Source organism: Microbacterium sp. ARD31, from assembly GCF_031844425.1.
Window position 1 is genome coordinate 614359 of the sequence record NZ_JAUZVE010000002.1, and the last position, 26198, is coordinate 640556.

General features: G+C 70.6%; 25 protein-coding genes and 3 tRNA genes. 5 read left to right on the forward strand and 23 right to left on the reverse strand.

Translation table 11 applies throughout. From position 1 onward, the window contains the following. Window positions 1-13: 13 nt before the first annotated feature. The 11 genes from Q9S36_RS09645 to Q9S36_RS09695 all read right to left on the reverse strand — a co-directional run bounded on the left by Q9S36_RS09645 (window position 14) and on the right by Q9S36_RS09695 (window position 9274). Window positions 14-1150, reverse strand: coding sequence for a UDP-N-acetylmuramate dehydrogenase (locus Q9S36_RS09645; protein ID WP_311284918.1), 1137 nt, complete (start codon window positions 1148-1150; stop codon window positions 14-16). Next, a complete protein-coding gene (locus Q9S36_RS09650; protein WP_251451174.1) occupies window positions 1150-1557 on the reverse strand; it encodes a MaoC/PaaZ C-terminal domain-containing protein in 408 nt (135 codons plus the stop codon). The genes Q9S36_RS09645 and Q9S36_RS09650 overlap by 1 nt, the downstream gene beginning before the upstream one ends. Continuing rightward, window positions 1554-2003, reverse strand: a complete 450-nt coding sequence (locus Q9S36_RS09655) for a MaoC family dehydratase N-terminal domain-containing protein (RefSeq protein ID WP_251451176.1) — start codon at window positions 2001-2003, stop codon at window positions 1554-1556. The genes Q9S36_RS09650 and Q9S36_RS09655 overlap by 4 nt, the downstream gene beginning before the upstream one ends. A gap of 44 nt (window positions 2004-2047) precedes the next feature. Further along, window positions 2048-2443 (reverse strand): VOC family protein, encoded by a 396-nt coding sequence (locus Q9S36_RS09660; protein WP_251451178.1) that lies wholly within the window; start codon window positions 2441-2443, stop codon window positions 2048-2050. A 117-nt stretch (window positions 2444-2560) separates the two neighbouring features. Beyond that, window positions 2561-3532: a helix-turn-helix domain-containing protein gene (locus Q9S36_RS09665; RefSeq protein WP_311284919.1), complete on the reverse strand. Its 972-nt coding sequence runs from the start codon at window positions 3530-3532 to the stop codon at window positions 2561-2563. Between the two features lie 2 nt (window positions 3533-3534). Next, complete coding sequence (locus Q9S36_RS09670; protein ID WP_311284920.1) at window positions 3535-4341, reverse strand: sulfite exporter TauE/SafE family protein; 807 nt, start codon at window positions 4339-4341, stop codon at window positions 3535-3537. Further along, window positions 4341-5255 (reverse strand): DUF2510 domain-containing protein, encoded by a 915-nt coding sequence (locus Q9S36_RS09675; RefSeq protein ID WP_311284921.1) that lies wholly within the window; start codon window positions 5253-5255, stop codon window positions 4341-4343. The genes Q9S36_RS09670 and Q9S36_RS09675 overlap by 1 nt, the downstream gene beginning before the upstream one ends. A gap of 10 nt (window positions 5256-5265) precedes the next feature. After that, on the reverse strand, window positions 5266-6261 hold the full coding sequence (locus Q9S36_RS09680; protein WP_311284922.1) for an FAD-dependent oxidoreductase: 996 nt from the start codon (window positions 6259-6261) through the stop codon (window positions 5266-5268). Further along, window positions 6258-7664 (reverse strand): SPFH domain-containing protein, encoded by a 1407-nt coding sequence (locus tag Q9S36_RS09685; RefSeq protein WP_311284923.1) that lies wholly within the window; start codon window positions 7662-7664, stop codon window positions 6258-6260. Before Q9S36_RS09685 ends, Q9S36_RS09680 begins: the two co-directional genes overlap by 4 nt. Before the next feature lie 62 nt (window positions 7665-7726). Further along, a complete protein-coding gene (locus tag Q9S36_RS09690; RefSeq protein WP_311284924.1) occupies window positions 7727-8641 on the reverse strand; it encodes a VOC family protein in 915 nt (304 codons plus the stop codon). Window positions 8642-8695: 54 nt separating this feature from the next. Beyond that, window positions 8696-9274 carry an NADPH-dependent F420 reductase gene (locus Q9S36_RS09695; protein ID WP_311284925.1) on the reverse strand — a complete coding sequence of 193 codons (579 nt, stop codon included), beginning with the start codon at window positions 9272-9274 and terminating at the stop codon, window positions 8696-8698. A gap of 96 nt (window positions 9275-9370) precedes the next feature. Between Q9S36_RS09695 and Q9S36_RS09700 the strand changes: the two genes are divergently transcribed. Continuing rightward, the gene (locus Q9S36_RS09700) at window positions 9371-9907 is read left to right on the forward strand and encodes a MarR family transcriptional regulator (protein ID WP_311284926.1); all 537 of its coding nucleotides are present in this window, start codon (window positions 9371-9373) and stop codon (window positions 9905-9907) included. Between the two features lie 70 nt (window positions 9908-9977). Here Q9S36_RS09700 and Q9S36_RS09705 read toward each other — a convergent pair. The 4 genes from Q9S36_RS09705 to Q9S36_RS09720 all read right to left on the reverse strand — a co-directional run bounded on the left by Q9S36_RS09705 (window position 9978) and on the right by Q9S36_RS09720 (window position 12660). Then, window positions 9978-10051: transfer RNA gene (locus Q9S36_RS09705), tRNA-Met, on the reverse strand. A 34-nt stretch (window positions 10052-10085) separates the two neighbouring features. Beyond that, window positions 10086-10157 (reverse strand) — tRNA-Thr (locus Q9S36_RS09710). A gap of 65 nt (window positions 10158-10222) precedes the next feature. Next, window positions 10223-11599, reverse strand: coding sequence for a M23 family metallopeptidase (locus tag Q9S36_RS09715; RefSeq protein ID WP_311284927.1), 1377 nt, complete (start codon window positions 11597-11599; stop codon window positions 10223-10225). A 263-nt stretch (window positions 11600-11862) separates the two neighbouring features. Beyond that, window positions 11863-12660 (reverse strand): inositol monophosphatase family protein, encoded by a 798-nt coding sequence (locus Q9S36_RS09720; protein ID WP_311284928.1) that lies wholly within the window; start codon window positions 12658-12660, stop codon window positions 11863-11865. A gap of 38 nt (window positions 12661-12698) precedes the next feature. Between Q9S36_RS09720 and Q9S36_RS09725 the strand changes: the two genes are divergently transcribed. Further along, a complete protein-coding gene (locus Q9S36_RS09725) occupies window positions 12699-14315 on the forward strand; it encodes an NAD(P)/FAD-dependent oxidoreductase (protein ID WP_311284929.1) in 1617 nt (538 codons plus the stop codon). A gap of 6 nt (window positions 14316-14321) precedes the next feature. Here Q9S36_RS09725 and Q9S36_RS09730 read toward each other — a convergent pair whose 3' ends face one another. The 8 genes from Q9S36_RS09730 to Q9S36_RS09765 all read right to left on the reverse strand — a co-directional run bounded on the left by Q9S36_RS09730 (window position 14322) and on the right by Q9S36_RS09765 (window position 23094). Continuing rightward, window positions 14322-15413: a hypothetical protein gene (locus Q9S36_RS09730; protein ID WP_311284930.1), complete on the reverse strand. Its 1092-nt coding sequence runs from the start codon at window positions 15411-15413 to the stop codon at window positions 14322-14324. A 133-nt stretch (window positions 15414-15546) separates the two neighbouring features. After that, window positions 15547-15628: transfer RNA gene (locus tag Q9S36_RS09735), tRNA-Tyr, on the reverse strand. Between the two features lie 99 nt (window positions 15629-15727). Continuing rightward, on the reverse strand, window positions 15728-16645 hold the full coding sequence (locus Q9S36_RS09740) for a PfkB family carbohydrate kinase (RefSeq protein WP_311284932.1): 918 nt from the start codon (window positions 16643-16645) through the stop codon (window positions 15728-15730). Next, a complete protein-coding gene (locus Q9S36_RS09745) occupies window positions 16642-17142 on the reverse strand; it encodes an FBP domain-containing protein (protein ID WP_311284933.1) in 501 nt (166 codons plus the stop codon). Before Q9S36_RS09745 ends, Q9S36_RS09740 begins: the two co-directional genes overlap by 4 nt. An 81-nt stretch (window positions 17143-17223) precedes the next feature. Then, window positions 17224-19185 carry a glycoside hydrolase family 13 protein gene (locus Q9S36_RS09750; RefSeq protein WP_311284934.1) on the reverse strand — a complete coding sequence of 654 codons (1962 nt, stop codon included), beginning with the start codon at window positions 19183-19185 and terminating at the stop codon, window positions 17224-17226. 15 nt (window positions 19186-19200) lie between these two features. After that, a complete protein-coding gene (locus tag Q9S36_RS09755; RefSeq protein ID WP_311284935.1) occupies window positions 19201-20154 on the reverse strand; it encodes a sugar ABC transporter permease in 954 nt (317 codons plus the stop codon). Beyond that, entirely contained in the window at window positions 20154-21746 is a 1593-nt protein-coding gene (locus tag Q9S36_RS09760; protein ID WP_311284936.1) for an ABC transporter permease subunit, read from the reverse strand. Before Q9S36_RS09760 ends, Q9S36_RS09755 begins: the two co-directional genes overlap by 1 nt. Window positions 21747-21834: 88 nt before the next feature. Beyond that, window positions 21835-23094, reverse strand: coding sequence for a maltose ABC transporter substrate-binding protein (locus Q9S36_RS09765; RefSeq protein WP_311284937.1), 1260 nt, complete (start codon window positions 23092-23094; stop codon window positions 21835-21837). Between the two features lie 244 nt (window positions 23095-23338). On the opposite strand from Q9S36_RS09765, the gene Q9S36_RS09770 reads away from it, so the two are divergent. The 3 genes from Q9S36_RS09770 (at window position 23339) to Q9S36_RS09780 (ending at window position 26174) form a co-directional block, all read left to right on the forward strand. Beyond that, a complete protein-coding gene (locus Q9S36_RS09770) occupies window positions 23339-23827 on the forward strand; it encodes a YajQ family cyclic di-GMP-binding protein (protein WP_311284938.1) in 489 nt (162 codons plus the stop codon). A gap of 93 nt (window positions 23828-23920) precedes the next feature. Next, window positions 23921-25396: a DUF222 domain-containing protein gene (locus Q9S36_RS09775; protein WP_311284939.1), complete on the forward strand. Its 1476-nt coding sequence runs from the start codon at window positions 23921-23923 to the stop codon at window positions 25394-25396. Between the two features lie 67 nt (window positions 25397-25463). Then, the gene (locus tag Q9S36_RS09780; protein WP_311284941.1) at window positions 25464-26174 is read left to right on the forward strand and encodes a hypothetical protein; all 711 of its coding nucleotides are present in this window, start codon (window positions 25464-25466) and stop codon (window positions 26172-26174) included. Window positions 26175-26198: the final 24 nt, after the last annotated feature.

The window sequence follows — 26198 nt, forward strand, 5'->3', positions numbered from 1 at the left end:
AGACGGTTCGGCGCTACAGCTCGACGCCCACCAGCACGGGCTCGGGCTGCAGGATGAGACCGAACTCGGACTGCACGCGCCCTTGGATGAAACGGGCGAGTTCGGCGAGCTCTCCCGCGGTGGCGTTGCCCCGGTTGGTCAGCGCCAGGGCGTGCTTGCTGGACAGCGCGGCGCGCGAACGCGGCAGCTTGAAGCCCTTGCGCAGACCCGAGTGCTCGATGAGCCACGCCGCGCTCACCTTCACGTCGGACGCGACCGCGGACGGCGGCGGTACGTACCCGTCGAACGCGGCGAGCGGGATCACGAGGACCGGGTCGAGGTCGGGTGCGACCGGCCAGCGCGGGCAGGCATCCGGCAGGGTGCGCGCGAAGGATGCCGAGACGATCGCGTTCTGGAAGAACGAGCCGGCACTGTAGGTGTCGGGATCGCCGTCATCGAGCACCATGCCCTTGAGGCGGCGTGTGGCCAGCACGTGATCGCGGATCCATGCCACCGAGACGGCGTCGCCCTCCGCCAGTCCCAGCGCCGTCCGCAGCTGCTGCCCCTCGATCGGCCGCTCGGTGCGCCCCACGTCGGCCAGCTCCAGGGTCACCGTGAGGATGACCGCCTGGCGGGCGGGAGCCTGACCGTAGTGATGCTTGAGCACCGACGTGCGAAAGCCGAGCCCGAGCTCTGCCGCCGGAACCGTCGAGACCTCGCCGGTGGCCTCGTCGATCAGCTCCACCTCGACCAGGGTCTGCACGATCTCCTGCCCGTAGGCGCCGATGTTCTGCACCGGCGCCGCACCGACGGTGCCGGGGATCCCCGCCATCGCCTCGATGCCGGCGAGCCCTTCGCCGACCGCGTACGCGACCAGCGCGTCCCAGTCGTGTCCCGCCTCGACCTTCAGCCGGACGAAGCCGGGGCGAGGAGACGGCATCCGCTCGATGCCGGACGTGCGAACGCGGACGACGGCACCGTCGAAGGGTTCGTCCCCGACGAACAGGTTGGATCCTCCGCCGAGGACGAGCCACGGCTCCCGCTCGTCCCACAGCTGTCGCAGCGTGGCCACGAGCTCGTCGCGGAAGGTCGCCTCGAACATGCGCGCCGGGGCGGCTCCGGTGCGAAGGGTCGTGAGGGTCTTCAGCTCGACCGGCGAGATCTCCGTCATCAGGCTGCGGGCCGGACGCGCACCTGCGCCTTGCCGAGCACGGTCGTGCCGGCGTGAGTGACGGTGAGGTCCACGCGCACCGCCTCGTCCTCGATCGCCCCGACCTTGGCGACCACCGTGACATCGGCGCCGGTCTCGGGATCGACGACCACCGGGCGCGTGAACCGCACCCCGTACTCGAGGATGCGGCCGGCGTCGCCGAGCCACGGCACGATCGTCTCGACGGCGAGTCCCATGGTCAGCATTCCGTGCGCGAGGACGCCGGGCAGACCGACGGCGGCGGCGACGTCGTCGCGGTAGTGGATGGGGTTGAAGTCCCCCGACGCGCCCGCGTAGCGCACGAGCGACTCGCGGGTGAGGTGGACGGTGCGTTCGGCGACGACGTCGCCCACGTTCAGGTCGGTCACTTCTCGCCCTCTCCCACCAGCAGCACCGACGTCGCGGTCACGACATGCGCTCCCGCGGCATCGAGGACCTCGGCGTCGCTGGTGACCATCGCGTTGCCGCCGAGCGTGCGGATGCCGGTGACGGTCAGCTGCGCCGTGAGCTCGTCGCCCGCGACGATCGGGCGGGAGTAGCGGAACCGCTGCTCGGCGTGGAGCACCCGCGAGAGCTCGATGCCCGAGTCGGGCTCGGCCAGCAGCTGCTGCAGCGTGAGGTCCTGCACGACCATCGCGAAGGTCGGCGGCGCGACGACGTCGGCGTAGCCGAGCGCCCGGGCCGCAGCCGGATCGGTGTGCTGAGGGTCGTCGGCGAAGACGGCGCGGGCGAACTCCCGCACCTTCTCACGGCCGACGAGGTACGGCGCGGTCGCGGGGAAGACGCGTCCGACGAGCTCGGGGTTCACTGGCACCGTGCCATCCTACCCAGCGGCTCCGCGCCGCCCCCGGGAGCAGATCAGTCCTCGTAGCCGATGAGCCAGCGGATGCCGAATCGATCGACGACCTGGCCGTCGGTCGAGCCCCACGGCCGCTTCTGCATCGGGTCCAGAACCGTGCCCCCGTCCGACAGCCCGTCGAACCACCGTGTCAGCGTCTCGGGGTCGGCGGTGCCCAGAAGCGCCATGCTGACGCCGGTCTGCGACACCGAAGGCTCGTCGCCTGCGGCGTCGGTGCCGTACAGCCGCACGGGACCGCCCAGGATCCCGTGGGCGATGGCCTCGGCCGGACCGTCGGTGCGGCCGAACTCCTCGTACGTGTGGAGTTCGAGCCGTCCGTCGAACACGTCGCGATAGAACGTCAGCGCTTCGGCGGCGTTGCCGGGGAACCAGACGTACAGGGTCAGGTCGGTCATGCGGGAACCTTCTCTCCGGGGGCGTGGTGCCCCGTCGTCTCCACGGTGGCCGATGCCGCCGTCACCGCGCCCGCTCGGCGTAGCGGGTCGTCCGATCCGTTGCGGTCGGGCGGTCGCTCAGGAGCGATCCGCGGTCGTCTCGCTCTCGGCCGCGCGCCGGTAGGCCCGCGGCGACGGAAGCCCGGCGCGCGCGAAGGCGGTCCGCAGGCCCGCGGTGGTCGCGAACCCCACGCGCGCGGCGATCTCGTCGACCGGGAGCCCGGTCGAGGTCAGCAGGTGGCGGGCGATGCGCACCCGCTCACCCGTCAGCCAATCGCCGGGACTGCGCCCGTAGACCGCGATGAAACGACGACGCAGCTGACGTTCGCTCAGGTGGGCGGCCGCGGCGAGATCCCGGACGCCGATGCCGCTGGACAGGTGCGCGATGGCCCACTCCGCCACCTCGGCCAGGGCCGGCTCCGCCGGCAGCGCGTACGGCACGACGAGGTAGCGGGCTCCGGGCGCCCCGGTGCCCTCCGAAGCGGCATCCGCGGCCCGGTCGATCAGCCCCGGCTCGTCGGCGAGCCGCATGCTCGCATCCAGGTAGGCCTCGGCGATCCGGCCGATCGGGCGGGGTTCGGTGGGGTCGGGCCGGGGAACACCGAGGTAGGCCTCGCGCAGCTCCGCCATCATCGCCGCGACGAACGGGGCCCCGCCGCGTGCGAGGACCTCTGTGCGCACGCGCAGCAGCGGGGAGGTCGGCCGGTGCTTGATGCCCCAGTTGCCCAGCTGCACCAGGATCGGCAGGACGTCGATCCCGGCATCCGTCAGCGCATAGTGCTCACCGCGAGACCCGGCCACCCGGGTCCTCGTCACGAGGCCGCCCGCCTCGAGCCGCCGGAGCCGAGCGGCGAGGATGCCGCGGGGGATCCCTTCGAGCGAGTTGCCCGCCAGCTCGCTGAACCTCAGCGGCCGACCGAGCATGAGATCGCGCAGGATGACGAGCGACCAGGCGTCCCCGAGCGCTTCCGCCGCCGCGTTGACGGGACACCCCGACCTCATCGTCTGCCCCGCGTCGGCGACGTGGGTGCCGCGCTCCGGCTCGGTCATCCTCATCGGCGCCGCGCGCGCACGGCCTTCCATGCCATCTGTCCCGCGATGAAGGTGAGGAAGGCGGCGAAGAGCACGTTGCCGACGAAGGGGTCGACGCGCGTGGCGATGAAAGCTCCGAGCGCGGTCGTGGTGCACGCCGAGAGGCCGACGACCGCTGCGGCGACGAGGTCGACGTTCCGGCGACGGATGTTTCCCACGGTTCCCGAGATCGCCGTCGGGATCATCATCAGCAGCGATGTGCCCTTGGCCACGAGGTCGCTCGTGCCGAACAGGATCATGAGCGCCGGCACGACGACGATGCCGCCCCCCACACCGAGGAGCCCCGAGAGGACGCCGGTGATCACACCGAGCACGACCAGGCCGATCCCGGTGATCCAGGTGAGCTCGAGCCCGACCTCGCGCGAGGGGATCACATAGAACAGGGTGACGATGACGACCGCGAGGAAGCCGATGAAGCACCAGCGCAGCAGGGTCTGGCTGAGCCGGGCGAGCAGCCACGTGCCGAACTGGGCTCCCACGACGGCGCCGGCCGCCAGGATGAGCGCAGCGACCCAGGCCACCGATCCGGTGAGCGCGTACGAGACGACGCCGACCGCGGCCGTCGGGACGATGGCGGCCAGCGAGGTCCCGGCGGCGAGTCGCTGATCGAAGCCGAGGATGAGGACGAGCAGGGGCACGATGACCGTGCCGCCCCCGACGCCGAACAGCCCAGACAGAAGACCTGCGAGCAGGCCCACTCCGACGCAGGTCAAGAAGAAGCGCGCGTTGCGGGCAGGCAGGACCCTCTCGTCAGCCGTCCCGGTCATCAGAAGAACGAGGCGTCGTCGATGGCCCAGCCGCCGTCCGCCGGCACGAGGACGTACTCGAGGCGGTCCTCGTACTCTTCGAGGCTCTCGGTCTGCTGGCCGTTCTCGTCGTACATGCTCGCGTACGTCTCGGACGTCGACACGCGGATGCTGTCTCCGTCGCTTTCGAGCGCCGTGATCGTCACGGCGTAGTCCTGCACGGTGGTGGCGAACAGGCTCGCATCGGTCTCGAACGACTCGCAGTCGGTCAGGTCGAGGACACCCTCGCGGAAGGCCTCGGTGGTCGCGGTGAAGAACTTGTCGCAGTCGACCGTCTGCCAGGCCTCGTCGTAGAGTTCCACCGCCGCGATCGCGGCCTCCTCGTCGGCGCCGGCGGCCTCAGCGCCTTCTTCGATCTCGATGGGAGCAGGCGCCTGCGACGAGCCTCCGCTCTGGCTCTGCCCGGCAGCGAGACCGAAGAACAGCAGGGGGATGACCACGGCCGCGGCGATCACGATCCCCAGGAGCACGACGCCGAGGACGACCCAGAGGATCCAGAGCTTGGACTTCTTCGGCTCGGTCGCGGCGACGAACGCGCCGGACGGGGCGGCGGGGTACCCCGGGTAGGCGCCGGTGAACAGCTGCGCCCCCGGGTCCGCTCCGCCGTCGGCGCCGGTGTAGGGCCCGTACGCCGGCGTCTCGGCGGGCGACGGCATCCCGGTCGCCATCGCGGCGGCGGGGTCGAGCGGTCCGGCAGCCTCGGGCGGAAGCACCTGGGTGTCGCCGGCGGTGTCGGTCTGCGTCCCGGCATCCTCGTGCGTCCCGGATGCCTCGGGCGCGTCGGGCTGGGCGACGTGCTCGGTCCACTGCGCGCCGTCCCACCAGCGCAGAGCGCCGTGTCCGTCGTCGTACCACCCGGGAGGCGTCGTAGTCATGAGCGCAACCCTATCGCCCGGGCATCGCGGACCCTGCCCCGATGGCCCGGCAGAGGGCGTCGCCCGACGACCAGGCGGTGCGCACCGCGGTGGGGCCGCCCCACGCGTCGCCGCACACCCCGATGCCGCCGTGCCACAGGTACGGCTCGTCGCCGTTGTCCGCCGGACGGGCGAAGGTCCAGCGGTGGGCGAACACGGCGTCGGGGTCGCGGTCGATCCCGAGGATGCGGCGGGTTGCCGCGACCGCCGGAGCGATGGCGTCGTCCGGGGCGGCGAGGTGTCGCCGCGCGCGCTCGGCCGTCGTGTGGACCACCAGCACCGCTGCCCCGTCCCCACGGCGATCGCCGTCGTCGGCGATGAAGGACACGTCAGGATCGCCGTCGACGAACGTGCCGTGCAGGTCGGCGGCCCACCGTCGCTCGTCCCAGCAAAGCACCACCGCGATGACCGGCTCGAACGCGCGCGCGTCGAGCACGGGCGCGAGCGGGGAGTCGTCAGGGAGGAGCCGGCGCGCCTGGGGGGCGGGCATGGCGAGCACCACGCCGGCGACCGACGCGCCGTCCACCGATCCGGGAGCCACCGCTGAGACGACGCGGTCGCTGACGACCTCCAGCCCCGCGGCGAGGTCCGCGACGAGCGAGCGCAGGCCCGCGGGCGCCGCGTACCTCATCGGCCCGGTGGTCGTTCCGGAGACACCGGATGCCGTCGCCACGGCGAAGGTGTCCGTCCACTCCCGGGCGAGACCGCGCTCGGTCCAGTCGCTCACGACATCGGCGAAGCCGTCGCCGTCCGGGGCCGTCAGGTAAGCCGCGCCGATGTCGACCGGACGGCCGCCGACGGTGCGGGTGGCCATCCGCCCGCCGACCCGTCGCCCGCGATCGAGCACGCGGACAGGCGTGCCCGTCGCCTGCAGCGCCCGCGCGCACGCGAGGCCCGAGATTCCCGCGCCGATCACCGTGACCGCGCGTGCGGGGTGCGGCGCCCCGTTCGAGGTGATGTGCGTCACTCCGAGGACGCCGGGTTCGCCGGCGCGGCCGCACCGGCGCCGGCACTGACGGTCGCGCGCTCGGCCGCCATGCCGGCGCCGATCCCCTCGCCGACGGTGCGGCCCTGGATGATCGCGGCGATGTCGAGACCGGTCGCCGCCTTCACCGAGTCGAACACCGAACGCAGACCCGTGGCCGACTCGCCCGCCAGGTGCGAGGACGCCCCGTCGCCGCCGAGGACGGTGATCGAGCCGACCTTGTCGAAGCCCTTGGCGTACTCGGCCATGACCTGCGGCAGGGCGTCGAGGGCGCGCTGCGCCAGCAGCGCCTCCTGGTTGCGGGCGAGGGCCGCGGCCTCGGCCTCGAGCGCGTCGGCCTTCGCCTGTCCGGCCAGCCGCACGGCCTCGGCGTCGGCTTCCGCGCGCAGGCGCGTGGCCTTGGCCTCCTCCTCGGCGATCTGGGCGCGGGCCTCGGCGGCCTTCACCTGCTCGTAGGCCTCGGCGTCGGCTGCCCGCTGACGCTCGTACAGTCGGGCATCGGCGACGCGCTTGACCTCGGCGTCCAGCTCGGCCTGCCGGTTCTCGGCGCGCTGCTGCAGGACGCCCTGCTCCGCCTGCGCCTTGGCCAGCGCCTCGGCCTGCTCGGCCTCGGCGTTCGCGCGACCGACCTCGGCCTGCGATGCGGCGGTGTTCTTGTCGTAGGCGGTCTGTTCGACGAGGGTCGCCTCGCTCGTCGACAGCTCGCGACGCTTGATCTCGCGGCGGGCGTCGATCTCAGCGACCTCGGCCTCGCGCTTGACGCGCTGCACCTCCGTCGCTCCCAGCGCGGAGATGTACCCGTTCGAGTCGGTGATGCCCTGGATCTGGAACGAGTCCAGGATGAGGCCCTGGCTCGAGAGGTCGTTCTTGATGCCCTCGGCGATCTGGTCCGACAGTCGCTGACGATCGCGCATGAGCTCTTCGACGGTGAGCGTGGCCACCACGCCGCGGAGCGCGCCCTCGAGCTGCTCGGTCGTGAACTGCTCGATGGCCTTGTCCTGCGACGCGAAGCGCTCCGCGGCACGGCGCACCGCTTCGGGGTCCGACCCGATCTTCACCAGCGCGACACCGCTCACGGTCACCGTGACGCCGTTCGAGGACTGCGCGACCGGCTCCATCTTGATCTGCCGCGCGCGCAGCGAGACGAGCTCGGCGCGCTGGGTGATCGGATTGACGATCGCGCCGCCGCCGGTGATCACCGAGATGCGGGACGATACGCCGTCCGCGCCCTTCTGGGTCTTTCCGACGATGACGAGGGCCTCGTCGGCCTTGGCCACGCGATACCACGCGCGGAAGACCAGCAGACCGATGAAGAAGAGGACCAGCGCCACGATGGCGATGATCACGATGGGGACGATGAGACCGACGGTGGCGAGGAAGTCCATTCCCACAGCCTAGGGGGCGGTATATCGGCCGGCCGCCGCTATCCACAGGCGATCACGCAGGGTCAGCGGCTCAGCAGCTCCTCCGTCGACAGATCCGGAAGCGCCAGGGTCACCTGCGTCCCCCACGGATCGGTCGCGATCACCGAGCGCCCGTCCCGGCGGAAGGCGATTCCGTGAGCCGCGAGCCGCGCGGCGACGGCATCGAGCTCGGATGCCGTCGGCACGGTCACCGCGACATCTCCCAGCCCCAGCCCGGCAGCGCGAGGACCGGAGCCCGCGCTGTTCCAGATGTTCATCGCGATGTGGTGGTGGTAGCCACCGGCCGACGCGAACAGGGCGCCCGGGTACTGGCTCTGCGTGGTCTCGAAGCCGAGCGCGTCCACATAGAACTTCCGGGCGGTGGGGAGATCTCCCACTTGGAGGTGCACGTGGCCGACACGTCCCGCGAGGGCGGGTCCGGCATCCACCGCGGTCTCGGTGAGGTGCCGCTTCAGGTACTCGTTGGGATCGAGATAGCCGGTCGTGATCTCGATCTGATTTCCACGCCGCACCCACTGCTCACGCGGGCGGTCTGTGTACAGCTCGACGCCGTTGCCTTCCGGATCGGTGAAGTAGAACGCCTCGCTCACGAGGTGATCGCTCGATCCGGCGAAGCGGCTTCTCGGATGCTGCGCAGCGCGGTACACCGTCGCTGCCAGACTCTCGGCGTCGCCGAAGAGGAAGGCGGTGTGGAACAGGCCGGGTTGGCGCGGGTCCACGGCGGGCAGGGCGGGCGTGTGGATCAGCCGGAGCAGCGGAGTGTCGCCGCGCCCGAGAACGCGATGCACTTCGCGGGCTCGGGCGCGCTCCTCGAGGGGCTCCATCGCGAAGGCGCGGGAGTAGTACTCCGACATCCCCTCGAGGTCCCCCACGCGCAGGGTGACGGCGCCCATCGAGGTCTCGGGGTGGAGGATGCGGTCGTCTGTCTCGGCGGTCATGGCGTCTTCCCTGTCCGGGGTGGGGCCGCAAGCGGCCCCACCGGTAATTGTGCGTCAGGCTGCGACGGCGAAACCGCCGGTCCAGCCGATCTTCTCGCCCACGGCGAGTGTGAGCTGCAGGAACCCGAGGGCCTCGAGCTCGTGGGCCCGGGCGAGCGACCCGGCATCGATGGCCGCCACTCCGCCGGCGGTAATCGCCGAAATGAGTGCCTGCTTGGCGTCCGCGTCGTCCCCGGCGACGGCGACGGTCGTGGGAAGACCGCCTACCTGCTTGCTGCCGAGGGTCGCGGCGAAGTTGGTGTTGAAGGCCTTCAACACGGAACTGCCGGGCAGCGTGGCCTGGATCTCGGCGGCCGCCGAGCTTCCGACGGGCACGACGAGCGAGTCGAAGGTCTCGAAGTTGAGCGGGTTGGTGATGTCGACGATCGTCTTGCCGCGAAGCTGATCGCCGTACGCCGCGACGATGCCGTCCACCGCGTGGTACGGCACAGCGAGGACGACGATGTCGCCGGCCAGTGCGGCCGTTCCGATCTCTTCGCGCGCGATGTGGGTGACGTCGTTGCCGCCGGCTGCCAGCACGCCGCCGATGGCGCCGCCCATGCTGCCGGTTCCGATGATGGTGAAGCTGGTCATGCTGTCCTCTTTCTCGTTCATCCGCGGGATACGGGTTGGTTGTACATGAAACTAACACAAGATGCTTGTACATGCAACCTTTGCTATGATCGAGGAATGCCGGAGCTTCAGCAGGACGAACGCGTCGCGATCGCGCGCCTTCGCGCCCTCCTCGAACTGCTGCCGACCGCCCTCGACCGGGAACTGGCCGCCGAGGGCATCACGTCTTTCGAGTTCACCCTCCTGGAAGCCCTCCACGAGGCCGACGCGGGTCGTCTGCGCCTGAGCGCACTCGCGGCGCGGACCAACGCCACACTCCCCCGCCTCTCACGCGTGGTGACGAGTCTTGAGCGGAAGGGGCTCGTCCTCCGCGCGGCATGCGAGGAGGACGGCCGCGCCACCAACGCGCTGCTGACGCCCGCCGGCGAGCGTGCCTATGAAGCCAGCCGCCCCCGACACGACGAGGCCGTGCGCCGCATGATCTTCGACGGACTCGGTGACGGTGGAGCCGAACGGCTGTCAGAGATCTCCTATGCGATCCTCGACAAGCTCGACCCCGACCGGCGCCTCGCCGTGACGGCCGACGGGTGCGCCGCAGACCCGGCCCCGGCAGACGACCCACCGGCCTGCGCGGCCGACCCGGCGCCGCGCTGACAGTCCGCGCTCGGGAACGACCACTACGCCCGAACGACAAAACCCCCGGCTAACCGGGGGTTTGAGTCTGTAGCGGGAGCGGGGCTTGAACCCGCGACCTCACGATTATGAGTCGTGCGCTCTCACCAACTGAGCTACCCCGCCGCACGGCATCCGCGTCGCGTCGATGGATGCTGCGAGCCCCGAGTCAGGATTGAACTGACGACCCCTTCCTTACCATGGAAGTGCTCTGCCACTGAGCTATCGGGGCGTGCTGCCTGCGAGCAGGCAACTAGAAGAGAATACCAGAGCCGCGGCATCCTGCTGAATCGCGGGTCAGCCTCCGGCGTACTGCCGAAGCCACGGAATCGGGTCGATCGCCGTGGTTCCGTTGATCAGGATCTCGAAGTGCGTGTGGGCGCCGAACGAGCGCCCGGTGTTGCCCGTCGTTCCGAGCATCGTGCCGACCGTGACCTTCTGGCCGGGCTCGACCTTGAGCGAGCCGTACTCCATGTGCGCATAGTGGCTCGAGACGAGCTGGCCGTCGATCTCGTGGTCGATGATCACGTGCACGCCGTAGGCGCCGCCCGCGGTCGTCGCCTCGCGCACCACGCCGTCGGCGATCGCCTGGATGGGCGAACCCGCGCCGGGGGTGAAGTCGACGCCCTCGTGCATGCGACCGGAGCGCATGCCGAAGCCGTAGCTGATCGGCACGCCGACCGCGAACGGCCACTGGATCTCGGCGTTGGGGTCGTTGACGAAGAAGTTGGAGAAGTTCTGGATGCCTGACTCCGACGCGATCTCGGCCATCGTGAGCGTGTCGTACTTCTCGGTACGGGTGAGGTCGACGCTCTCGGTACCCGAAGGGGTGACGTACGCCTGGATCTCGTCGGCGGCGATGCCGGCCTCGGTGTCACCGGGGGCGACGACTGTGACAGCCGATTCAGCGCCGTTGGCGGCCGCGACGGCCTCAGCGGGCGTCGTCATGCCGACGGTCAGCAGCCCGACGATGCCCATGACCCCCACCGAGAACGACGCCGTGGCGACGTTCTTGAGCACCTTGCGTCCGCGGAACGTGCGCGGCGCGGTGTGCGCGACGACGGTCTGGGCCGACACGGGGGCCGCCGGAACCGAGGCCGGAGCCTGTACCGGGGTCTCACCGGTGAACGAGAAGAGGGCCACCGCGGCGGCGAAGGCGTCGACATCGGATGCCGGGGCTGCCGCGTCCTGGTCATCAGCGGCGGCCTCGTCTGCGGGCGCGTCCGGGCCCGAGGGCTCGAGAAGCTCGAACGGCTCGGCGGGAACCAGGACGGCGTCGGGACGCGCGGCCGCGGGCTGAGCCTGAGGACGCACCCGGCGGGCTCGGCGACCGAGCGGCGGCTCGGGAAGTGCGGTCATCGCGCCGGTGTCGGCGTCGACGACGGGAACGTCCAGGCGGACGGCCTGTACTTCGGCCGTGTCGGGCCCGGTGGCGTCGACCTCATCGACGACGGGGGGCGCCGGTTGGCCCGCTGTCACCGCGGGTCCGGCGGCGCGGCGCGCACGACGCGACGTGGGCACGACGATCGCGGGAGCGGCCTCGGCAGCAGGCGCGGGAGCCGGCTCGACGTCCTGCGGGAGGTCGATGCGGTCGGGCAGGGAGGCCGTGGAGCCGGTGTCCGCCACGCGACGGCGCAGTTCGGCTCGCGATACCTCGACGCGCTCCACGGTCACCTGGACAGGCGTGGCGGCGGTTCGGCTGGAACGGCGCGTAGGCGCAAGGGCAGCCAGAGGGGTATCAAGAGGCAAAGCGGGGTGGGACTCTCGGGTCGTGTCGCTCGGGCGAGCGAGGGGCGTACTCGGAGGGAGGAAATCACTCACGCCGTGCGGGCGACGAAAGTAACGATCGGGTAAACACTACCCAAGGCCGACTGGGAATGCCATGTACGAAACCGAACGGTAACAGGGTTTTCAGCTTCGGCCCCGGCCGGACGCCCTCACGCGGCTCCGGATGCCGCACGCCACAGCCTGTCGAAAAGGCCCGGCCCCGCGGCGACGAACAGCCGGCGGACGGCGGTTCCCCCTTCGCGCCACACGCGGCCCCCGGCTTCTTCGACCAGGAGCGCACCGGCGGCGTGGTCCCACGGCTGCAGCCCGGGCTCGAAGTATCCGTCCAGTCGTCCGGCCGCAACGAAGGCGAAGTCGAGGGATGCCGCGCCGATGCGTCTCAGGTCGCGTGCGAGCGGCATCACCCGCGCGACGCGCGCGAGGTCGCCGGCGTGGGTCGTGGGGTCGTAGCCGAATCCGGTAGCCAGCAGCGCGCCGGCAGCGGTGGGCTCGGCGTTGACCGCGAGTCGCTCATCGCCGAGCCAGGCACCCTCGCCCCGCGCCGCTCGGAAGAGCTCGCCACTGGCCGGATTGAAGACGGCGCCCGCGACGGCATCCCACGTCGCGGGGTCGGGCTCCCCCGAAACGGCGGCGATGCTGACGGCGTACGAGGGGATGCCGTAGGCGTAGTTGACCGTGCCGTCGATTGGATCCACCACCCAGGTGATGCCGCTCGTGCCTCGTTCGGCGCCGGACTCCTCGCCGAGGAAGCCGTCCTCGGGCCGCGCGCGAGCGAGACGCTCCCGGATCAGCTGCTCGACCTCGCGGTCGGCCTCGGTGACGATGTCGGCGACGGCGGACTTGGTCGCCGCGATCGAGACGCCCTCGGATCGGCGGCGACGTGCGAGGTCACCGGCCTCGCGGGCGATCTCGACGGCGAGCTGCTGCAGGTCGGCGGGTGAGGTCACACCCCCACGCTACGCCCGCCGGTTGTTACCGTGTGACCATGCCCGAGGCCTCCGCCCCCGCTCGCCGCACCTACGACGTCGCGATCGTCGGCGGCGGCCACAACGCCCTCGTCGCCGCGGCCTACCTCGCGCGCGCCGGTCGCTCCGTGGTCGTGCTCGAGCGTCTGGACCATGTCGGCGGCGCTGCCGTTTCGGAACGGCCGTGGCCGGGCGTGGACGCGCGCCTCTCGCGCTACTCCTACCTCGTGAGCCTCCTCCCCCGGCAGATCATCGACGATCTCGGCCTGCGCCTCACCCTGCTGCGGCGCCGCTACTCCTCGTACACCCCCGATCCGGCCGACACCACGCGCGGTGTCCTCGTCGACACGCGGGATGCCGCAGCCACAGCCGCGTCCTTCGTGCGCACGACCGGCGACGAGGCCGAGGCCGGGCGGTTCGCGGCGTTCTACGACCGACTGGCACCGCTGGCCCGACTGCTGTTCCCGACGGTGACCGAGCCGCTGACGTCAGCGCGCAGCATCCGGGAACGGCTCGGCGACGACCGGCTCTGGAGCGAACTCGTCGAGCACCCGCTCGGCGGCATGGTCCGCGGAGCCCTGGCTACGGATCTCGCGCGTGGCATCGCCCTCACCGACGGCCTCATCGGCACGTTCGCCGCCGCGGACGAGGCGGACCTGCGCCAGAACCGCTGCTTCCTGTATCACGTGATCGGCGGCAGCACCGGCGACTGGGATGTGCCCGTGGGCGGCATGGGCGCCGTCAGCGGCGAGCTCGCCCGGGCCGCGCGCGAGGCCGGCGCAGAGCTGAGGACCCGGGTCGAGGTCGAGTCGGTGACGCCCGACGGCGAGGTGACCCTCGCGGGCGGGGAGCACGTGCACGCGCGGCTGGTGCTGAGCGGTGTCGGTCCGGCGGTGCTGGCCCGTCTGCTGGGGGGCTCGGATGCCGCATCGGCCGGCTCAGCCGAGACCGCGCCGGCCGGAGGGGCGCAGCCCGAGGGCGCGCAGGTGAAGGTCAACATGCTGCTGCGTCGACTCCCCCGCCTCCGCGACGAGCGCGTCGCCGCCGAGGCGGCTTTCGCCGGCACCTTCCACATCAACGAGACGCTCACCCAGCTCGATGCCGCCCACGCAGCCGCGACCGCGGGGCGGGTCCCCGACCCGCTGCCGGCCGAGATCTACTGCCATTCCCTCACCGACCCGACGATCCTCGGCCCCGACCTGCGTGGGCAGGGCGCGCAGACGCTGACCCTGTTCGGGCTGCAGGTGCCGCACCGCCTGGTGGCTCGCGCCGACAGGGATGCCGCGCGCAGCGAGCTGCTGGCTGCGGCTCGTGGCTCGCTCGACTCCGTGCTGGCCGAACCGATCGACGACTGCGTCCTCGTGGCCCCCGACGGAAGCCCCTGCATCGAGGTGCGCACGACGGCGGACCTCGAGGACGACCTGGGTATGACCTCCGGCGACATCTTCCATGGGCCTCTGTCGTGGCCCTGGGCCGACGACGCGGACGTGCTGGATTCCCCGGCCCGGCGGTGGGGCGTGCAGACGGAACACGCGGCGGTGCTGCTGTGCGGATCGGGCGCTCGGCGCGGCGGCGCGGTCAGCGGCATCGGCGGACACAACGCCGCGATGGCAGCGCTCGAGATCCTCGACCGCTGATCGGGGTTACGGGCGCGGCGGCAGGGGCGGGGGCGGCGGGAAGCCCTCGGGTGCGGGAGCCGGCGGAGCGGCGGGGCGGGGTGCCGGCTCTTCCGCGGTCGACGGCGCCGGCGGGACCGCGGGGGCGGGCGGGACGGGCGGTGCGGGGCTGGCCGGAACCGGCGGCGCGGCATCCGGCTGGGATCCGTAGGGCGCGGGCTGCGGGTATCCGAAGACCTGAGCGCCCTCGGACGGGTAGCCGGTGTAGTAGGCACCCCAGTCGGGCGACCCGTCGGGCATCATCGGCAGGGGCGTGGCGCCGTCGACGAAGGTCGGCCACGGCAGCAGCTCGCCGGTGTCGTCGGGGTTCGCCGCCGTCGGGGACGGTGCCGCGGCCGGGACGGCTGCCGCGGGCTGATTCGCGTGCGCGGTGGCGGGGACCGCGGGGGCATGACCGTAGGCCGGCCCCGGGAACGCCTGCTGCTTCTTCGGTGCGAAGAGCACATTGACCAGCGGGATGAGGGCGGTGCCCACCGCCGCGAGGATCGCCGCGGCCACGACGATGCGCCAGTACAGCTCGGGGAAGTCGACCCACTCGTTCACCACGAGCGGCACGATGAGCAGGGCGGCCAGGGCGACGACGAGCGAGATCGTGACGATCGCGACGGTCTGCGTGAACGGGGTGACGTAGCGCTGGAACGCCTTGGCGTACAGCCGCACGTGCAGGAGCGCGAGCTGCAGGATGAGCACGATCAGCAGGAACTGCACGAAGCGGGTGAAGCCGCCCCACGAGTAGCGCTCCGGCATCCAGATGAGCACGGCCCCGATGAGCAGGGCCGCCACCCATGACGCCATGCTCGCCAGAGCGAACCATGCGGGACGCCGAGGCGCCAGGTGTGCGTCGAGGATCGCCACGCCGGCGAAGCCGACGAGCAGCAGGATCGTGAGGAACGCGCGCCCGACGATCCCGTTCTGCGAGCCGATCAGCACCCACACCACGCAGACGATCGCGGCGGCGATGAGCGCGCCGATGGCGACCCAGATCGCGGCGCGCAGCAACGGCGACGTGGACGCGTCGGAGCGTTCGGTCACCGGCGTCGTGTGGTCTGGCGCGTTCATGGCGTTCCCTCTTCCGCGGGTGCCGTCACCCGCCCGACCATCCTGGCACGCGGCCACCCCGCGACGGGATGCCGCCGACGGAACCCCGGGAACGACCGAGGGGCTCCGCTGATGCGGAGCCCCTCGAAATCGGTGGCGAGTGAGGGATTCGAACCCCCGAAGGCTACGCCGGCTGATTTACAGTCAGATCCCTTTGGCCGCTTGGGTAACTCGCCAGGTGCGCACCCGCCCGGCTTTCTCAGTCGACCAGAGGCGCGATCAACAATCCTACTCTGTCCCGGCCCGTGCTCCGAAATCGAGGCGGCCCGGCGGCGTCAGGTGCCGATGCGGTCGATGTCGTCGTCCCCGAGCACGCGAGGCAGGCGCAGCAGAGCGCCCTCGAAGCGGCACGTCGCGGCGGCGACGTCCATGGCGTACTGCAGCACGTCCCCCCATTCGTCCTGGTTGCCGGGCGAGCGGTCGAGCAGTGCGGCGAGGGTGGCTGCGAACGCGGCATCGCCCGCTCCCATGGTGTCGACGATGCGCCCGGGCAGAGCCGAGATCGGTCGATTCACGACCGCGCCCCCGGCCTCGATCGCCGCGCCCGCCGAGCCGTACGTCGCCAGGACCGCTCCCGCCCCGAGATCGACCAGCCGCGCCCGCAGCGCGTCGAGCGGTTCGCCGTACAGCAGCGTCGCGTCGTCCTCGCCGACCTTGACGAGGGTCGCCGAGGCGGCGAGCCCCTCGAAGCCGCGTACGAACTCCGCGCGGTCCGAGAGCATGCCGCTGCGCGGGTTCGGGTCGATCGCGAATCGGACGCCCGTGGCGCTGAGCACCTCGCCGAGCTCACGCGTCTGTGCGAGGTCGTCGAGGGCGATGCAGCTGATGGCCACGAGCGGCGCCTCGGCGATGGCTGCGCGCTCGGCGTCGCCGTAGCGGATGCGGCGCCGCTGCGACGCCTCGTTGAAGACGTACTCGGGCTCGCCGCCGCCGCTGCGCGTGCTCACGGCGCGCGCGGTGCCCAGCGGCGATGCGGTCGGGATCAGCCGCACACCGAAGTCGGCGAGGAAGCTGCGGATGTGATCGCCCGCCTCGTCGTCGCCGACCATCGCGATGAGCGCGGTCGAGACTCCCAGCCGCGACAGTCCGACCGCGACGTTGAGGGCGGCTCCGCCGACGAACTCGCGGACGCCGCTGTCGTCGCGCAGCTCATCGATGAGTGCGTCGCCGATCACCACCACCGGTCCGGTCATGTCCTGCTCCCTGCTGTTTCGAGTACGCGGCCGACGAAGGCCTCGGTGCGGCGGCGGGTGCCGTCGATGCGCATGTCGACGCTCGCCCGCACCTCGTTGGGCGCGAGGGGCGCCGCGAGGCGGACGTTCTCGTGGCACGACAGGTCGGCGCAGATGTACGTGCCGATGCTGTCGCCGTGCTCACCCGCGCGACCGGCCTTGCGGGCGCTGAAGAGCGAGACCTGATCCGCCGGCTGCATCGTGTGGCACAGGTTGCACATCGCGGCGCGGGCCTGCGACGAGCCCTCCGAGGCCCGCAGCACGATCCCGCGGGGTTCCCCGTCGACCTCGGTCACCAGGTACCCGCGTCCGCGGGTGCGCGGATCGCGCCACGCGTAGAAGTCCTGGTGGTCCCACTCCACCAGCGGGAAGTCGTGCGGCACCGTCAGCAGTCTCAGCTCGTCGGCCGAGCCGTTGACGAACGACGCGCGGATCTGCTCCTCGGTCAGCGAACGCATGGCATCACCTCGACCCTCAGTGTACGAGCGGGGGCGCCATGCGGCGGAAGATCCGCGGATGCCGCAGCCTCAGCCGCGCCGTCACCGTGCCTCGACGTCGCCCGCCGGGGTCGCGTCGTCGGCCGTCGCGAGGTCCGGCTCGTCGAGCTGCGGCACCGCGGCTGCGGCGGGAGCGTCCACGCCCGCCAGCCGCCACACCGCGAAGACGGGGCCGTCGGCCGACAGCAGCACGCCGCCGTCCTCGGCGACCGCGAGGGTCGCGTCGCCGTAGAGGACCTCGGCACTCGACGCCTCGACCGCGCCGGCGGGCAGCTCGGCGTCGACGTGGCCACGCGCGGCGAGGACGAGGATCGTCTCGTCCTGCGTCTCGCGGACGAACGCGACGGCGTCGTCGTCGACGTGCAGCCACCGCATCCCTCCGACGGCGAGCGCGGGGTGCTCCCGCCGCAGCCGGATGAGATCCCGGTACAGCGCCAGCCGCTCGGCGACCTCGGGCTCGGACTCGGTCCCCCACGGCATCGGGGTGCGGCTCATCTCGCCGTCGACCCCGGGCAGGCCGAACTCGTCGCCGGCGAAGACCACCGGCATCCCGGGCATCGTCATCGACAGGCCCACGGCGACGGGGATCGTGCCCGGGGCGGCGTGGGTGGCGAAGCGGCCGGTGTCGTGGCTGTCGAGCGGCTGCATGTTGCCCAGGCGCACCCGCCACGGGATGCCGCCGGCGAACCGCACGACGGCGTCGGCGAACTGGCGGGCGGTGTAGCGCGGGATGCCGCCGATCGGCAGGCCGAAGTACCAGGGCTCCGTGCGCTCTTCGCCGTCGGCGGTGAGGTACGGGGCTCCGGTCGGCTCGCTCAGCCACGCCCACAGCGGCCGCGTGAACGCCGGGTACGTCATCGCACCGTGCCAGCCGTCGCCCTGCAGGTCGCTCGTGGCGTCATTGGTGGACTCGGCGACGAGCATCGTGTCGGGGTTGATCTGGATCATCGTCCGCCGCAGCAGCTGCCGCACCTCGGCGTTGAGGTCGATGTCGCCCAGGCGTCCGGTCATGTTGGCGACGTCGATGCGCCAGCCGTCCAGGTGGAACGGCGCCTTCAGCCACTTCGCCACGACCGACTGGTCGCCCTCGATGAAGCGGTTCCGCAGCTCCTGCGACGCCCAGTTGAACTTCGGCAGCGTCGGCGTGCCGAGCCACGAGTGGTACTCGGTGTTGGCGTCGTCGGTGAAGTAGTAGAAGTCCTCTTCGGGGGCGCCCGGGTGCCCGAGTGCCGACTGGAACCACTCGTGCCGGTCGCCGGAATGGTTGCTCGTCAGATCCCCGATCACCCGGATGCCGCGGGCGTGGGCCGCGGACACCAGGCGGATCAGCGCCTCGTCGCCGCCGAGCAGCGGGTCGACGTGATCGAAGCTCGAGGCGTCGTAGCGGTGGTTCGACGCCGCCGGGAAGACGGGGGTCAGGTACAGCAGGTTGACCCCGAGCCCGGCCAGATGGTCGAGCTTGCCGGTGATGCCGTCGAGGTCGCCGCCGTAGAACTGCTGCGACCGCCCGGGGAACAGCGGGTCGACGGGGTCGGTCCACTCAGCCGGGATCGCCCACTCCGGCGTCTCGCGCCCGGCGGCGGCGGCCGACCGCGCGAACCGGTCGGGGAACACCTGGTACATCACCGCATCGGCCATCCACGCCGGGGGCGGCGGGTCTGCCACGAGGGCGAAGTCCTCGGCATCCAGCGTTTCGATCGAATGGATGCCGGTCTGGTTCAGCCATTCGACGCGGCCGTCCGCGTGCCGAAGCACCCACCGGTACCCGTGCCGGGGGTTGCGCACCGTCACCGGCGCGTCCCACCACTCCCACCCGTCGGCGGTGCCGGCGCGGACCGCGCGGGTCCACTCGGGTTCGTGGTCGGGGTTGGAGCGGGTGCCCACCTCGACGATCGGACCGTACGAGGCGGGCACCCGCAGGCGCACCGTGACCGTCTCGCCGAGCACCGGCGTCTGCGTCGAGACGTAGAGGGGCGAGCCGTCGTGGTGCGGCAGGAGCGTCACGCGGCGGCCCGGTTGTTACTTGACCGAGCCGCTGACGAGCCCACCGGCGATGTAGCGCTGCGACATGAGGAAGAACACCATCACCGGCAGGGCGGCCAGGACGGCGCCGGCGCAGAAGATGCCCCAGTTCTGCGACTGGAATCCCGACACGAGCTGGAACAGCCCGATGGCGACGGTCTGCTGGCTGGGATTGGTGAGCACGACGCTCGCGATCGCGAACTCGCCGATCGTGCCGATGAAGCTCAGCAGGCCCACGACCACCAGGATCGGCGTGACCAGCGGCAGCATGATCGTGAAGAACACGCGGGCGTGACCGGCGCCGTCGATCTTCGCCGCCTCGTCGATGGCCGACGGGACGGTGTTGAAGAAGCCGTACATGAGGAACGTGTTCACGCCCAGCGCGCCGCCGAGGTAGATCATGATCAGGCCCGCGTGCGTGCCCAGGCCGATGGCCGGGAAGACGTCGCCGATCTGGATCATGAGCAGGAAGATGGCGGTGATGGCCAGCAGCTGCGGGAACATCTGCATCACCAGCAGCGTCACCAGGCCGAAGCGACGGCCCTTGAACCGCATGCGCGAGAACGCGTACGCACCGAGCGCGCACAGCAGCACCGTGAGGACGCTGGTGATGACGGCGATGAACAGCGAGTTCACGTACCAGCGGCCGTAGGGGACGCTCGGATCGGTGAACAGGCGGATGTAATTCTGCGGGTCGAAGCGCTGGAACAGCACGTTGGATCCGGTCAGGGTGCCGATGGGGTTCACCGACACCGACAGGATGTACAGCAGCGGGAACAGCGCGTAGACGATCGCCGCCCACGCCACCAGGTGACGCCACCCGGTGTCGACGAACCAGCTCTTGGCGCTCCGCCTGTTCTGCGGCGGCTCGACGCGGTCGTCGGTGACGACGGCCGCTCCCTTGACCACGGCGTCCGAGAACCCGGCGCCCGGTGCGATCTTCTCGCTCATCAGTTCAGGTCCTCCAGTGCCTTGGTCTGCCGGAAGCTGACGATCGCCACCACCGTCACGATGATGAAGATCAGGATCGACAGAGCCGATGCCAGGCCCAGGTCGCGCCCGCCGCCGCCGCCGAACGCCACCTTGTAGACCATCGTGATCATGATGTCGGTGGCGCCGATGTCCAGCGTCGTGTCGGTGAAGCGCGGGTTGCCTCGCGTCAGCATGTAGATCACGCCGAAGTTGTTGAAGTTGTACGCGAAGGTGGCGATCAGCAGCGGCGCCACGGCGACGAACAGCAGCGGCAGCTTCACGGCGGTGAACGTCTTCCACGCGCCGGCGCCGTCCATCTTGGCCGCCTCGACGATGTCGTCCGGCAGCGACTGCAGGGCGCCGGTGCACACCAGGAACATGTACCCGTAGCCGAGCCACATGTTGACGAGGATCACCGAGAGCCTCGCCAGCCATGGATCGGAGAGCCAGGGTATCTGGGCGCCGCCGAAGATGACCTGGTTGATGAAGCCGAACTCCTGGTTGAGCATGCCCGCCCACACCAGGCCCGTCAGGTACGCGGGGAAGGCGTAGGGCAGGATCACGAGGATCCGGTAGATCTTCTTGCCGCGCAGCGTCGGGTGGTTCAGGACGATCGCCAGGAACAGCCCGAGCGCGAAGCAGACGAGGGTGGACCCGGCTGCGAAGACGAACGTCCAGATGGTCACGCGCAGCAGCGGGTCGCGGATCTGGTCGTTGGTGAAGGCGAACGCGAAGTTGTCCCAGCCGATCACCACGCGCCAGCCCGGAGTCAGCTTGGACCCGTCCTCGGCGCGGAAGTCGCCTCTGCCGTCGTCGGCGTAGACGACGCCGGTGTCGCGGTTGGTGAAGGTGTCGGCGGCCTCGTCGTACTCGAGGTTCGAGGTGAAGATGTAGGCGCTCTGCCCGTCGGGCGTTCGCAGCGCGCCGTCGTTGATGTCGTCCGAGACAGGCACGCTCAGCGCGAGGATGGCGTCCTGGTTGCTGACGATCTGGCTGAGGTTGAGCTCGTTCCAGCCGGCCGGCACGCCCGAGACCTCGTCCAGCGGCTGGTCGTTCGTGCCGAACAGGGTCTGGCCGTCGGGGTCTGTGACCAGCAAGCCGTACTGCCCGAGCTGCTCGAGGACCTGGACGCGGTAGGTCGGGGAGTCCGGTACGCGCACCTGGGAGGTGCGCACGATCTGCTCGATCGCGGCATCCTTCGTGGTGTTGTGCTGGTCACCGGCGTTCGTGAAGGCGATGTAGCCGGTGTAGATGATCACGAAGATCTGGAACACGGCGAGGAACGCCAGTCCCGGTGTGAGGTATTTGCCCGGCAGCAGGCCCGGGCGCAGGTAGATGTAGTTGACCCCGATGATGACGAGCAGGAAGACTGCCGCGGCGATCCAGTTCTCGTCGGCGATGAGCACCCAGATGCCGAAGACGGCCAGGGCGTCGATGATGCCGAGCAGGATCACCTTCACCAGCAGGGCGACGAGCCCGCCGGAGGTGAGTTTGCGATTCGGCCGGAAGAGGTTGCCACCGGGGGGGGCGGGTGCGGTTCGGCGAGAAGCCGCGGTCTTGACGTCAGCCATCGGTGGGACGCTCCTTCGCATTCCGTGGGATCAGGATAGTGAGGCGGGCGAGGTCTGGAACAGACCCCGCCCGCCTCGCTTTCGCGTGTCAGCCGCCGATCTTGGACTGGATGTTCTCGGCAGCGGTCGTCCAGACCTGGGCCGGGTCGCCGTCGCCCTTGATGAGCTGCAGCTCGGCGTTGCCCCAGTCGGACCACACGGCACCCATCTCGGGGATGGCGGGCATGGGGTCACCGGTGGCACCGATGGCGCCGAAGGCCTCGACGTCGGGGTCCTCTGCCGCAGCGGTCTCGTAGGCCGCGGTCAGTGCCGGCGGGCGCCCGCCGACCTCGTAGAGGGCCAGCTGGGCATCTTCGGTGCTCAGGTAGTTGACGATGAAGTTCGTCGCGGCCAGAGCGTTGGTCGACTCGCTCGAGAGGAAGAAGCCGTTGACGCCCACGAACGGACGAGCCTCTTCGCCACCGGCGCTGGGGAGCGGGTCGATGGCGTAGTTGATGCCGCCTTCGCTGATCGCGGGGATGTTCCACGGACCGGTGAGGTAGTACGGCGAGTCGCCGGCGAGGAAGAACTCGCGAGCCTTGTCGCCGTCGATGTTGGCGTTGAGGATGCCGTCGGCGCCCCACTGCTTGAGGGCGGTGGCGAACTCGATGCCGGCCTCGTCGCCCAGCACCAGCTGGGTGGCGTCGTACGAGCCGTCCTCGGCCTGTGCGAACACCTGCGAGCCGAACGAGGTCTGCAGCGGGTACAGGTGGTACGGGTCACCCTGCTCGGGCGAGAGGCCCACGAGGAAGGGGTACTTGGTGCCGGCTTCGCGGCCCGCCGCGATGACCTCGTCGAACGTCTCGACGGGCTCCGAGACCAGGTCGGCGTTGCGGACGAGCGCGACGTTCTCGATCGAGTACGGCACGCCGTAGACCTGGCCGTCGTAGGTCATGGCCTGGATGGCGGACTCGGCGAACTGGTCGGCGATGTCACCGATCTCGAGCGGCGCGACCACGCCGGCCGCGACGTACGCGCCGAGCTTGTCGTGGGGGCTGACGATGATGTCGGGGCCCTCGCCGGTCGGGACCTGGCTGATGAAGTCCTGGTCGACCGTCGCGAAGTCCTTGGTGACCAGCTCGACGTCGATGCCGGTGTCCTCGGTGAAGGACGCCGCGACCTCTTCGAGAGCGGGCTTGCGCTCGATGTCGACCCAGACGGTGATGGGCGTGGTGTCCCCGCCGCCGTTGTCGCCGCCGTCGGTGCTGCCGCCGCCGTTGTCGCCGCCACCGGCGCAACCGGTAAGAGCGAGCGCGGAAACCGCGGCGATCGCGGCGAAGCCGACGATGCTCCTCTTGTTCACCTTCATTGGTGTGTGCCTCTCTTGAGTACCTGGTTGCGGACTCTCGGCCCCGCGGCACGTAGAAGTCCGTCCTTCTGACCTGCAGCAGATTCTGCAAGCGCTTACATTTCTACGTCACCGAGCCCGATCTCGCAAACACTCTCTGGTGTTCGATATCAGGCCGTGACTTTTGACGGATGCTGAAACCGCTTGCAGCCCGGCTCTTTCCGGCGACGGGTGCGACGGCATCCACCTCGCTAGACTTCCCGCCATGGCTGATTCGTCGTTCGACATCGTGAGCAAGGTTGACCACCAGGAGGCCGACAACGCGCTGAACCAGGCGCGCAAAGAGGTCGAGCAGCGCTACGACTTCAAGGGGACCGGGGCCTCGATCGAGTGGTCCGGCGAGGCCGTGCTGATCAAGGCGAACTCCGAGGAGCGGGCCAAGGCGGTGCTGGACGTCTTCCAGACCAAGCTCATCAAGCGCGGGATCTCGCTCAAGAGCCTCGAGTCCGGCGAGCCGGCCGCCAGCGGCAAGGAGTTCCGGATCGTCTCCACGATCAAGGACGGCATCTCCTCCGAGAACGCGAAGAAGATCTCGAAGATCATCCGCGACGAGGGCCCCAAGTCCGTCAAGTCGCAGATCCAGGGCGACGAACTGCGCGTGCAGTCGAAGTCGCGCGACGACCTGCAAGAGGTGCAGCGTCTGCTGAAGGCCGCCGACCTCGACGTCGACCTTCAGTTCATCAACTACCGGTAGCGCGGGCCCCGCGCCGGGGATCGACCTGTGCGATAGGCGGGACCACCTCCACACCTTCGAACGGATGTCCGAGGTTGGTGTGATGATGTTCGCATGACGACGACGGTTGCGACTCCGGCAGCGGTGGCCGCAGTGCGGTTGCGGCCGATCGTGGATGAAGTCGTGGACGTGCGGGCGCAGATCGCCTCGTTGCAGGCGCGCGAGGCGCAGCTGTTCGCGCAGGCCGCGGTGATCGCGCAGGACTGGGCGGCGACGGCATACACGCGCTCCGACGCCGAACTCGCGCACCGGTCGGTCGCGGCCGACATCGCCGCGGCGCTGCGGGTGTCGGACCGGACCGTGCAGCGTCAGATCGGCGACGCCGACCGCATGGTGACCTGTTTCCCCGAGACCGTCCGCGCGTTACGCGCCGGACGGATCTCGCTGACCCACGCCCGGGTCATCGCCGACGCGGGCGAGCGGATCACCGAACCCGAGCTGCGCGCGGACTATGAGGCGAGCGTGCTGCCCTACGCCGAAGCGGAATCCGCGTCACGACTGCGGCCGGTCGCGAAACGCCGCGCGCAATGGTTCCTGAACGAGACCACGCACCAACGCCACACGTCCGCAGCTGCGAGTCGCGCCCTGCAGCTGCACGACCTCGACGACGAAATGGCGATGCTGCAGCTGACCGGCCCCGCGGTGATCGTCCACGGCATCTACGACCGTGTCTCCCGCATGGCCCGCGACGTCACCGACGCCGACACTCTCGCGCAACGCGACGCGAAGACCGCCGCCGCCCACGCCGAACGCGCCGCGAAAGCCGCGGAACGAGAAGCCCGCGCCATCCAGCGTGCAGCGGGGACCACAGCCACAGATGACGAGGCCGCTGCCGCGCGTCACCGTGCGGACACGGCATGGGAACACGCCGCCACCCTCCGCACCCGCGCGGACGCCCTCTCCGCCGCCCACCGCACCATGGACCAGCTGCGCGCCGACCTCATCGCCGACATGATCCTCACCACCGACCCCACCGCACACACCGGCACCCGCGACACCGGCCTGCGCGCGATCCACGCGACGGTGAACATCACCGTCCCCGTCCTGACCCTCCTCGATTCCCCCCTCGACGACCCTTTCGACACCGCCGCTCTCACCGGACACGGCCCCATCGATGCCGACACCGCGCGACACCTCACCGCCGGCGCCCCCGCCTGGAACCGCATCCTCACCCACCCCATCACCGGCTCCGTCCTGAGCGTCGACCGCCACGACCCCACCGCCGCGATGCGCCGACACCTCAACATCCGAGATCAGCACTGCCGATTCCCCGGATGCCGCCAACCCACCGCGCGCACCGACATCGACCACACCGTCGACTGGGCCGAAGGCGGCCCCACCACCATCGGCAACCTCGCCCACCTCTGCCGCCGCCACCACACCCTCAAGCACCACACCCCCTGGACCGTGGAACAACATCCCGGCGGCATCCTCCACTGGACGAGCCCGACCGGACGCCGCTACCCGTCCCACCCGACGAGCCGCACCCACTTCACCACCGACCCCGAACACGACCCCCCGCCCTTCTGAACGAACACCAGGTACTGGTAGAGGCCGGGCCTGGTGGCGCGGCGGACTCCGGGCCAGAATGTGCCCCATGACCCTGGACCCGACCAGCGGTGACGAAGACCGCCGCCCGAGCGACGCCGCCCTCGGCCGCCGCGCGCAGATCCTCGCCACGGAGCACTGGGGGCTCCTGGCCGCCCGCGGCACCGCGCAGAGCGAGGTGCTCACCCGCATCACGATCTACCTGACGCTCGTCTCGGCCGGCCTCGTGACGATCAGCATCCTGGGCCAGGCCTCGCGGTTCGGCGAATGGTTCGCGCCGTCCGCCCTCGGCATCCTGGCGTTCCTCGTGATCGTGGGCTTCATGACGCAGACCCGCGTCGCCAACGTCGCCGAAGAGGACATGATGTACGTCGTCGCGATGAATCGCCTGCGGGGAGCGTACGTCGACCTCGACCCGGCCGTGCAGGATGTCTTCCTGTCGTCGATCACGGACGACCAGACGGGGCTCGAGCGCACCTATTCGTTCCTGCGCACACGCTCCTTCAGCCACCTGTTCGGCAGCTCGGCGATGCTGATCGTCTTCGTCAACGCCACCGTGACCGGCCTCTTCTGCGGGTCGCTGGTCTACGCCCCCTCGGGCGTCATGCCGCTGGCCATCGCCGTCGGCGTGCTCGTCGCCCTCCTCGTCTTCGCCGCGAGCATCACCTACGGGTACTGGACCTTCCGCACCGCCTGGCGCAACTACCGCCCCCGGCGCCGCAGCACCGAACGGCCCGTGTTCTGGCGCGCGCGACGCTGAGCGGATGCCGCGACCGACGCGTCG

Excerpts from the sequence above, each read along its gene's own strand:
- Q9S36_RS09765 (WP_311284937.1), bottom strand. The coding sequence starts at position 23,094 with ATGAAGGTGAACAAGAGGAGCATCGTCGGCTTCGCCGCGATCGCCGCG.
- Q9S36_RS09690 (WP_311284924.1), bottom strand. The coding sequence starts at position 8,641 with ATGACCGCCGAGACAGACGACCGCATCCTCCACCCCGAGACCTCGATG.
- Q9S36_RS09660 (WP_251451178.1), bottom strand. The coding sequence starts at position 2,443 with ATGACCGACCTGACCCTGTACGTCTGGTTCCCCGGCAACGCCGCCGAA.
- Q9S36_RS09740 (WP_311284932.1), bottom strand. The coding sequence starts at position 16,645 with ATGACCGGACCGGTGGTGGTGATCGGCGACGCACTCATCGATGAGCTG.
- Q9S36_RS09760 (WP_311284936.1), bottom strand. The coding sequence starts at position 21,746 with ATGGCTGACGTCAAGACCGCGGCTTCTCGCCGAACCGCACCCGCCCCC.
- Q9S36_RS09730 (WP_311284930.1), bottom strand. The coding sequence starts at position 15,413 with ATGAACGCGCCAGACCACACGACGCCGGTGACCGAACGCTCCGACGCG.
- Q9S36_RS09745 (WP_311284933.1), bottom strand. The coding sequence starts at position 17,142 with ATGCGTTCGCTGACCGAGGAGCAGATCCGCGCGTCGTTCGTCAACGGC.
- Q9S36_RS09700 (WP_311284926.1), top strand. The coding sequence starts at position 9,371 with ATGCCGGAGCTTCAGCAGGACGAACGCGTCGCGATCGCGCGCCTTCGC.
- Q9S36_RS09695 (WP_311284925.1), bottom strand. The coding sequence starts at position 9,274 with ATGACCAGCTTCACCATCATCGGAACCGGCAGCATGGGCGGCGCCATC.
- Q9S36_RS09780 (WP_311284941.1), top strand. The coding sequence starts at position 25,464 with ATGACCCTGGACCCGACCAGCGGTGACGAAGACCGCCGCCCGAGCGAC.
- Q9S36_RS09770 (WP_311284938.1), top strand. The coding sequence starts at position 23,339 with ATGGCTGATTCGTCGTTCGACATCGTGAGCAAGGTTGACCACCAGGAG.
- Q9S36_RS09775 (WP_311284939.1), top strand. The coding sequence starts at position 23,921 with ATGACGACGACGGTTGCGACTCCGGCAGCGGTGGCCGCAGTGCGGTTG.
- Q9S36_RS09675 (WP_311284921.1), bottom strand. The coding sequence starts at position 5,255 with ATGACTACGACGCCTCCCGGGTGGTACGACGACGGACACGGCGCTCTG.
- Q9S36_RS09645 (WP_311284918.1), bottom strand. The coding sequence starts at position 1,150 with ATGACGGAGATCTCGCCGGTCGAGCTGAAGACCCTCACGACCCTTCGC.
- Q9S36_RS09755 (WP_311284935.1), bottom strand. The coding sequence starts at position 20,154 with ATGAGCGAGAAGATCGCACCGGGCGCCGGGTTCTCGGACGCCGTGGTC.
- Q9S36_RS09685 (WP_311284923.1), bottom strand. The coding sequence starts at position 7,664 with ATGGACTTCCTCGCCACCGTCGGTCTCATCGTCCCCATCGTGATCATC.
- Q9S36_RS09670 (WP_311284920.1), bottom strand. The coding sequence starts at position 4,341 with ATGACCGGGACGGCTGACGAGAGGGTCCTGCCTGCCCGCAACGCGCGC.
- Q9S36_RS09665 (WP_311284919.1), bottom strand. The coding sequence starts at position 3,532 with ATGACCGAGCCGGAGCGCGGCACCCACGTCGCCGACGCGGGGCAGACG.
- Q9S36_RS09725 (WP_311284929.1), top strand. The coding sequence starts at position 12,699 with ATGCCCGAGGCCTCCGCCCCCGCTCGCCGCACCTACGACGTCGCGATC.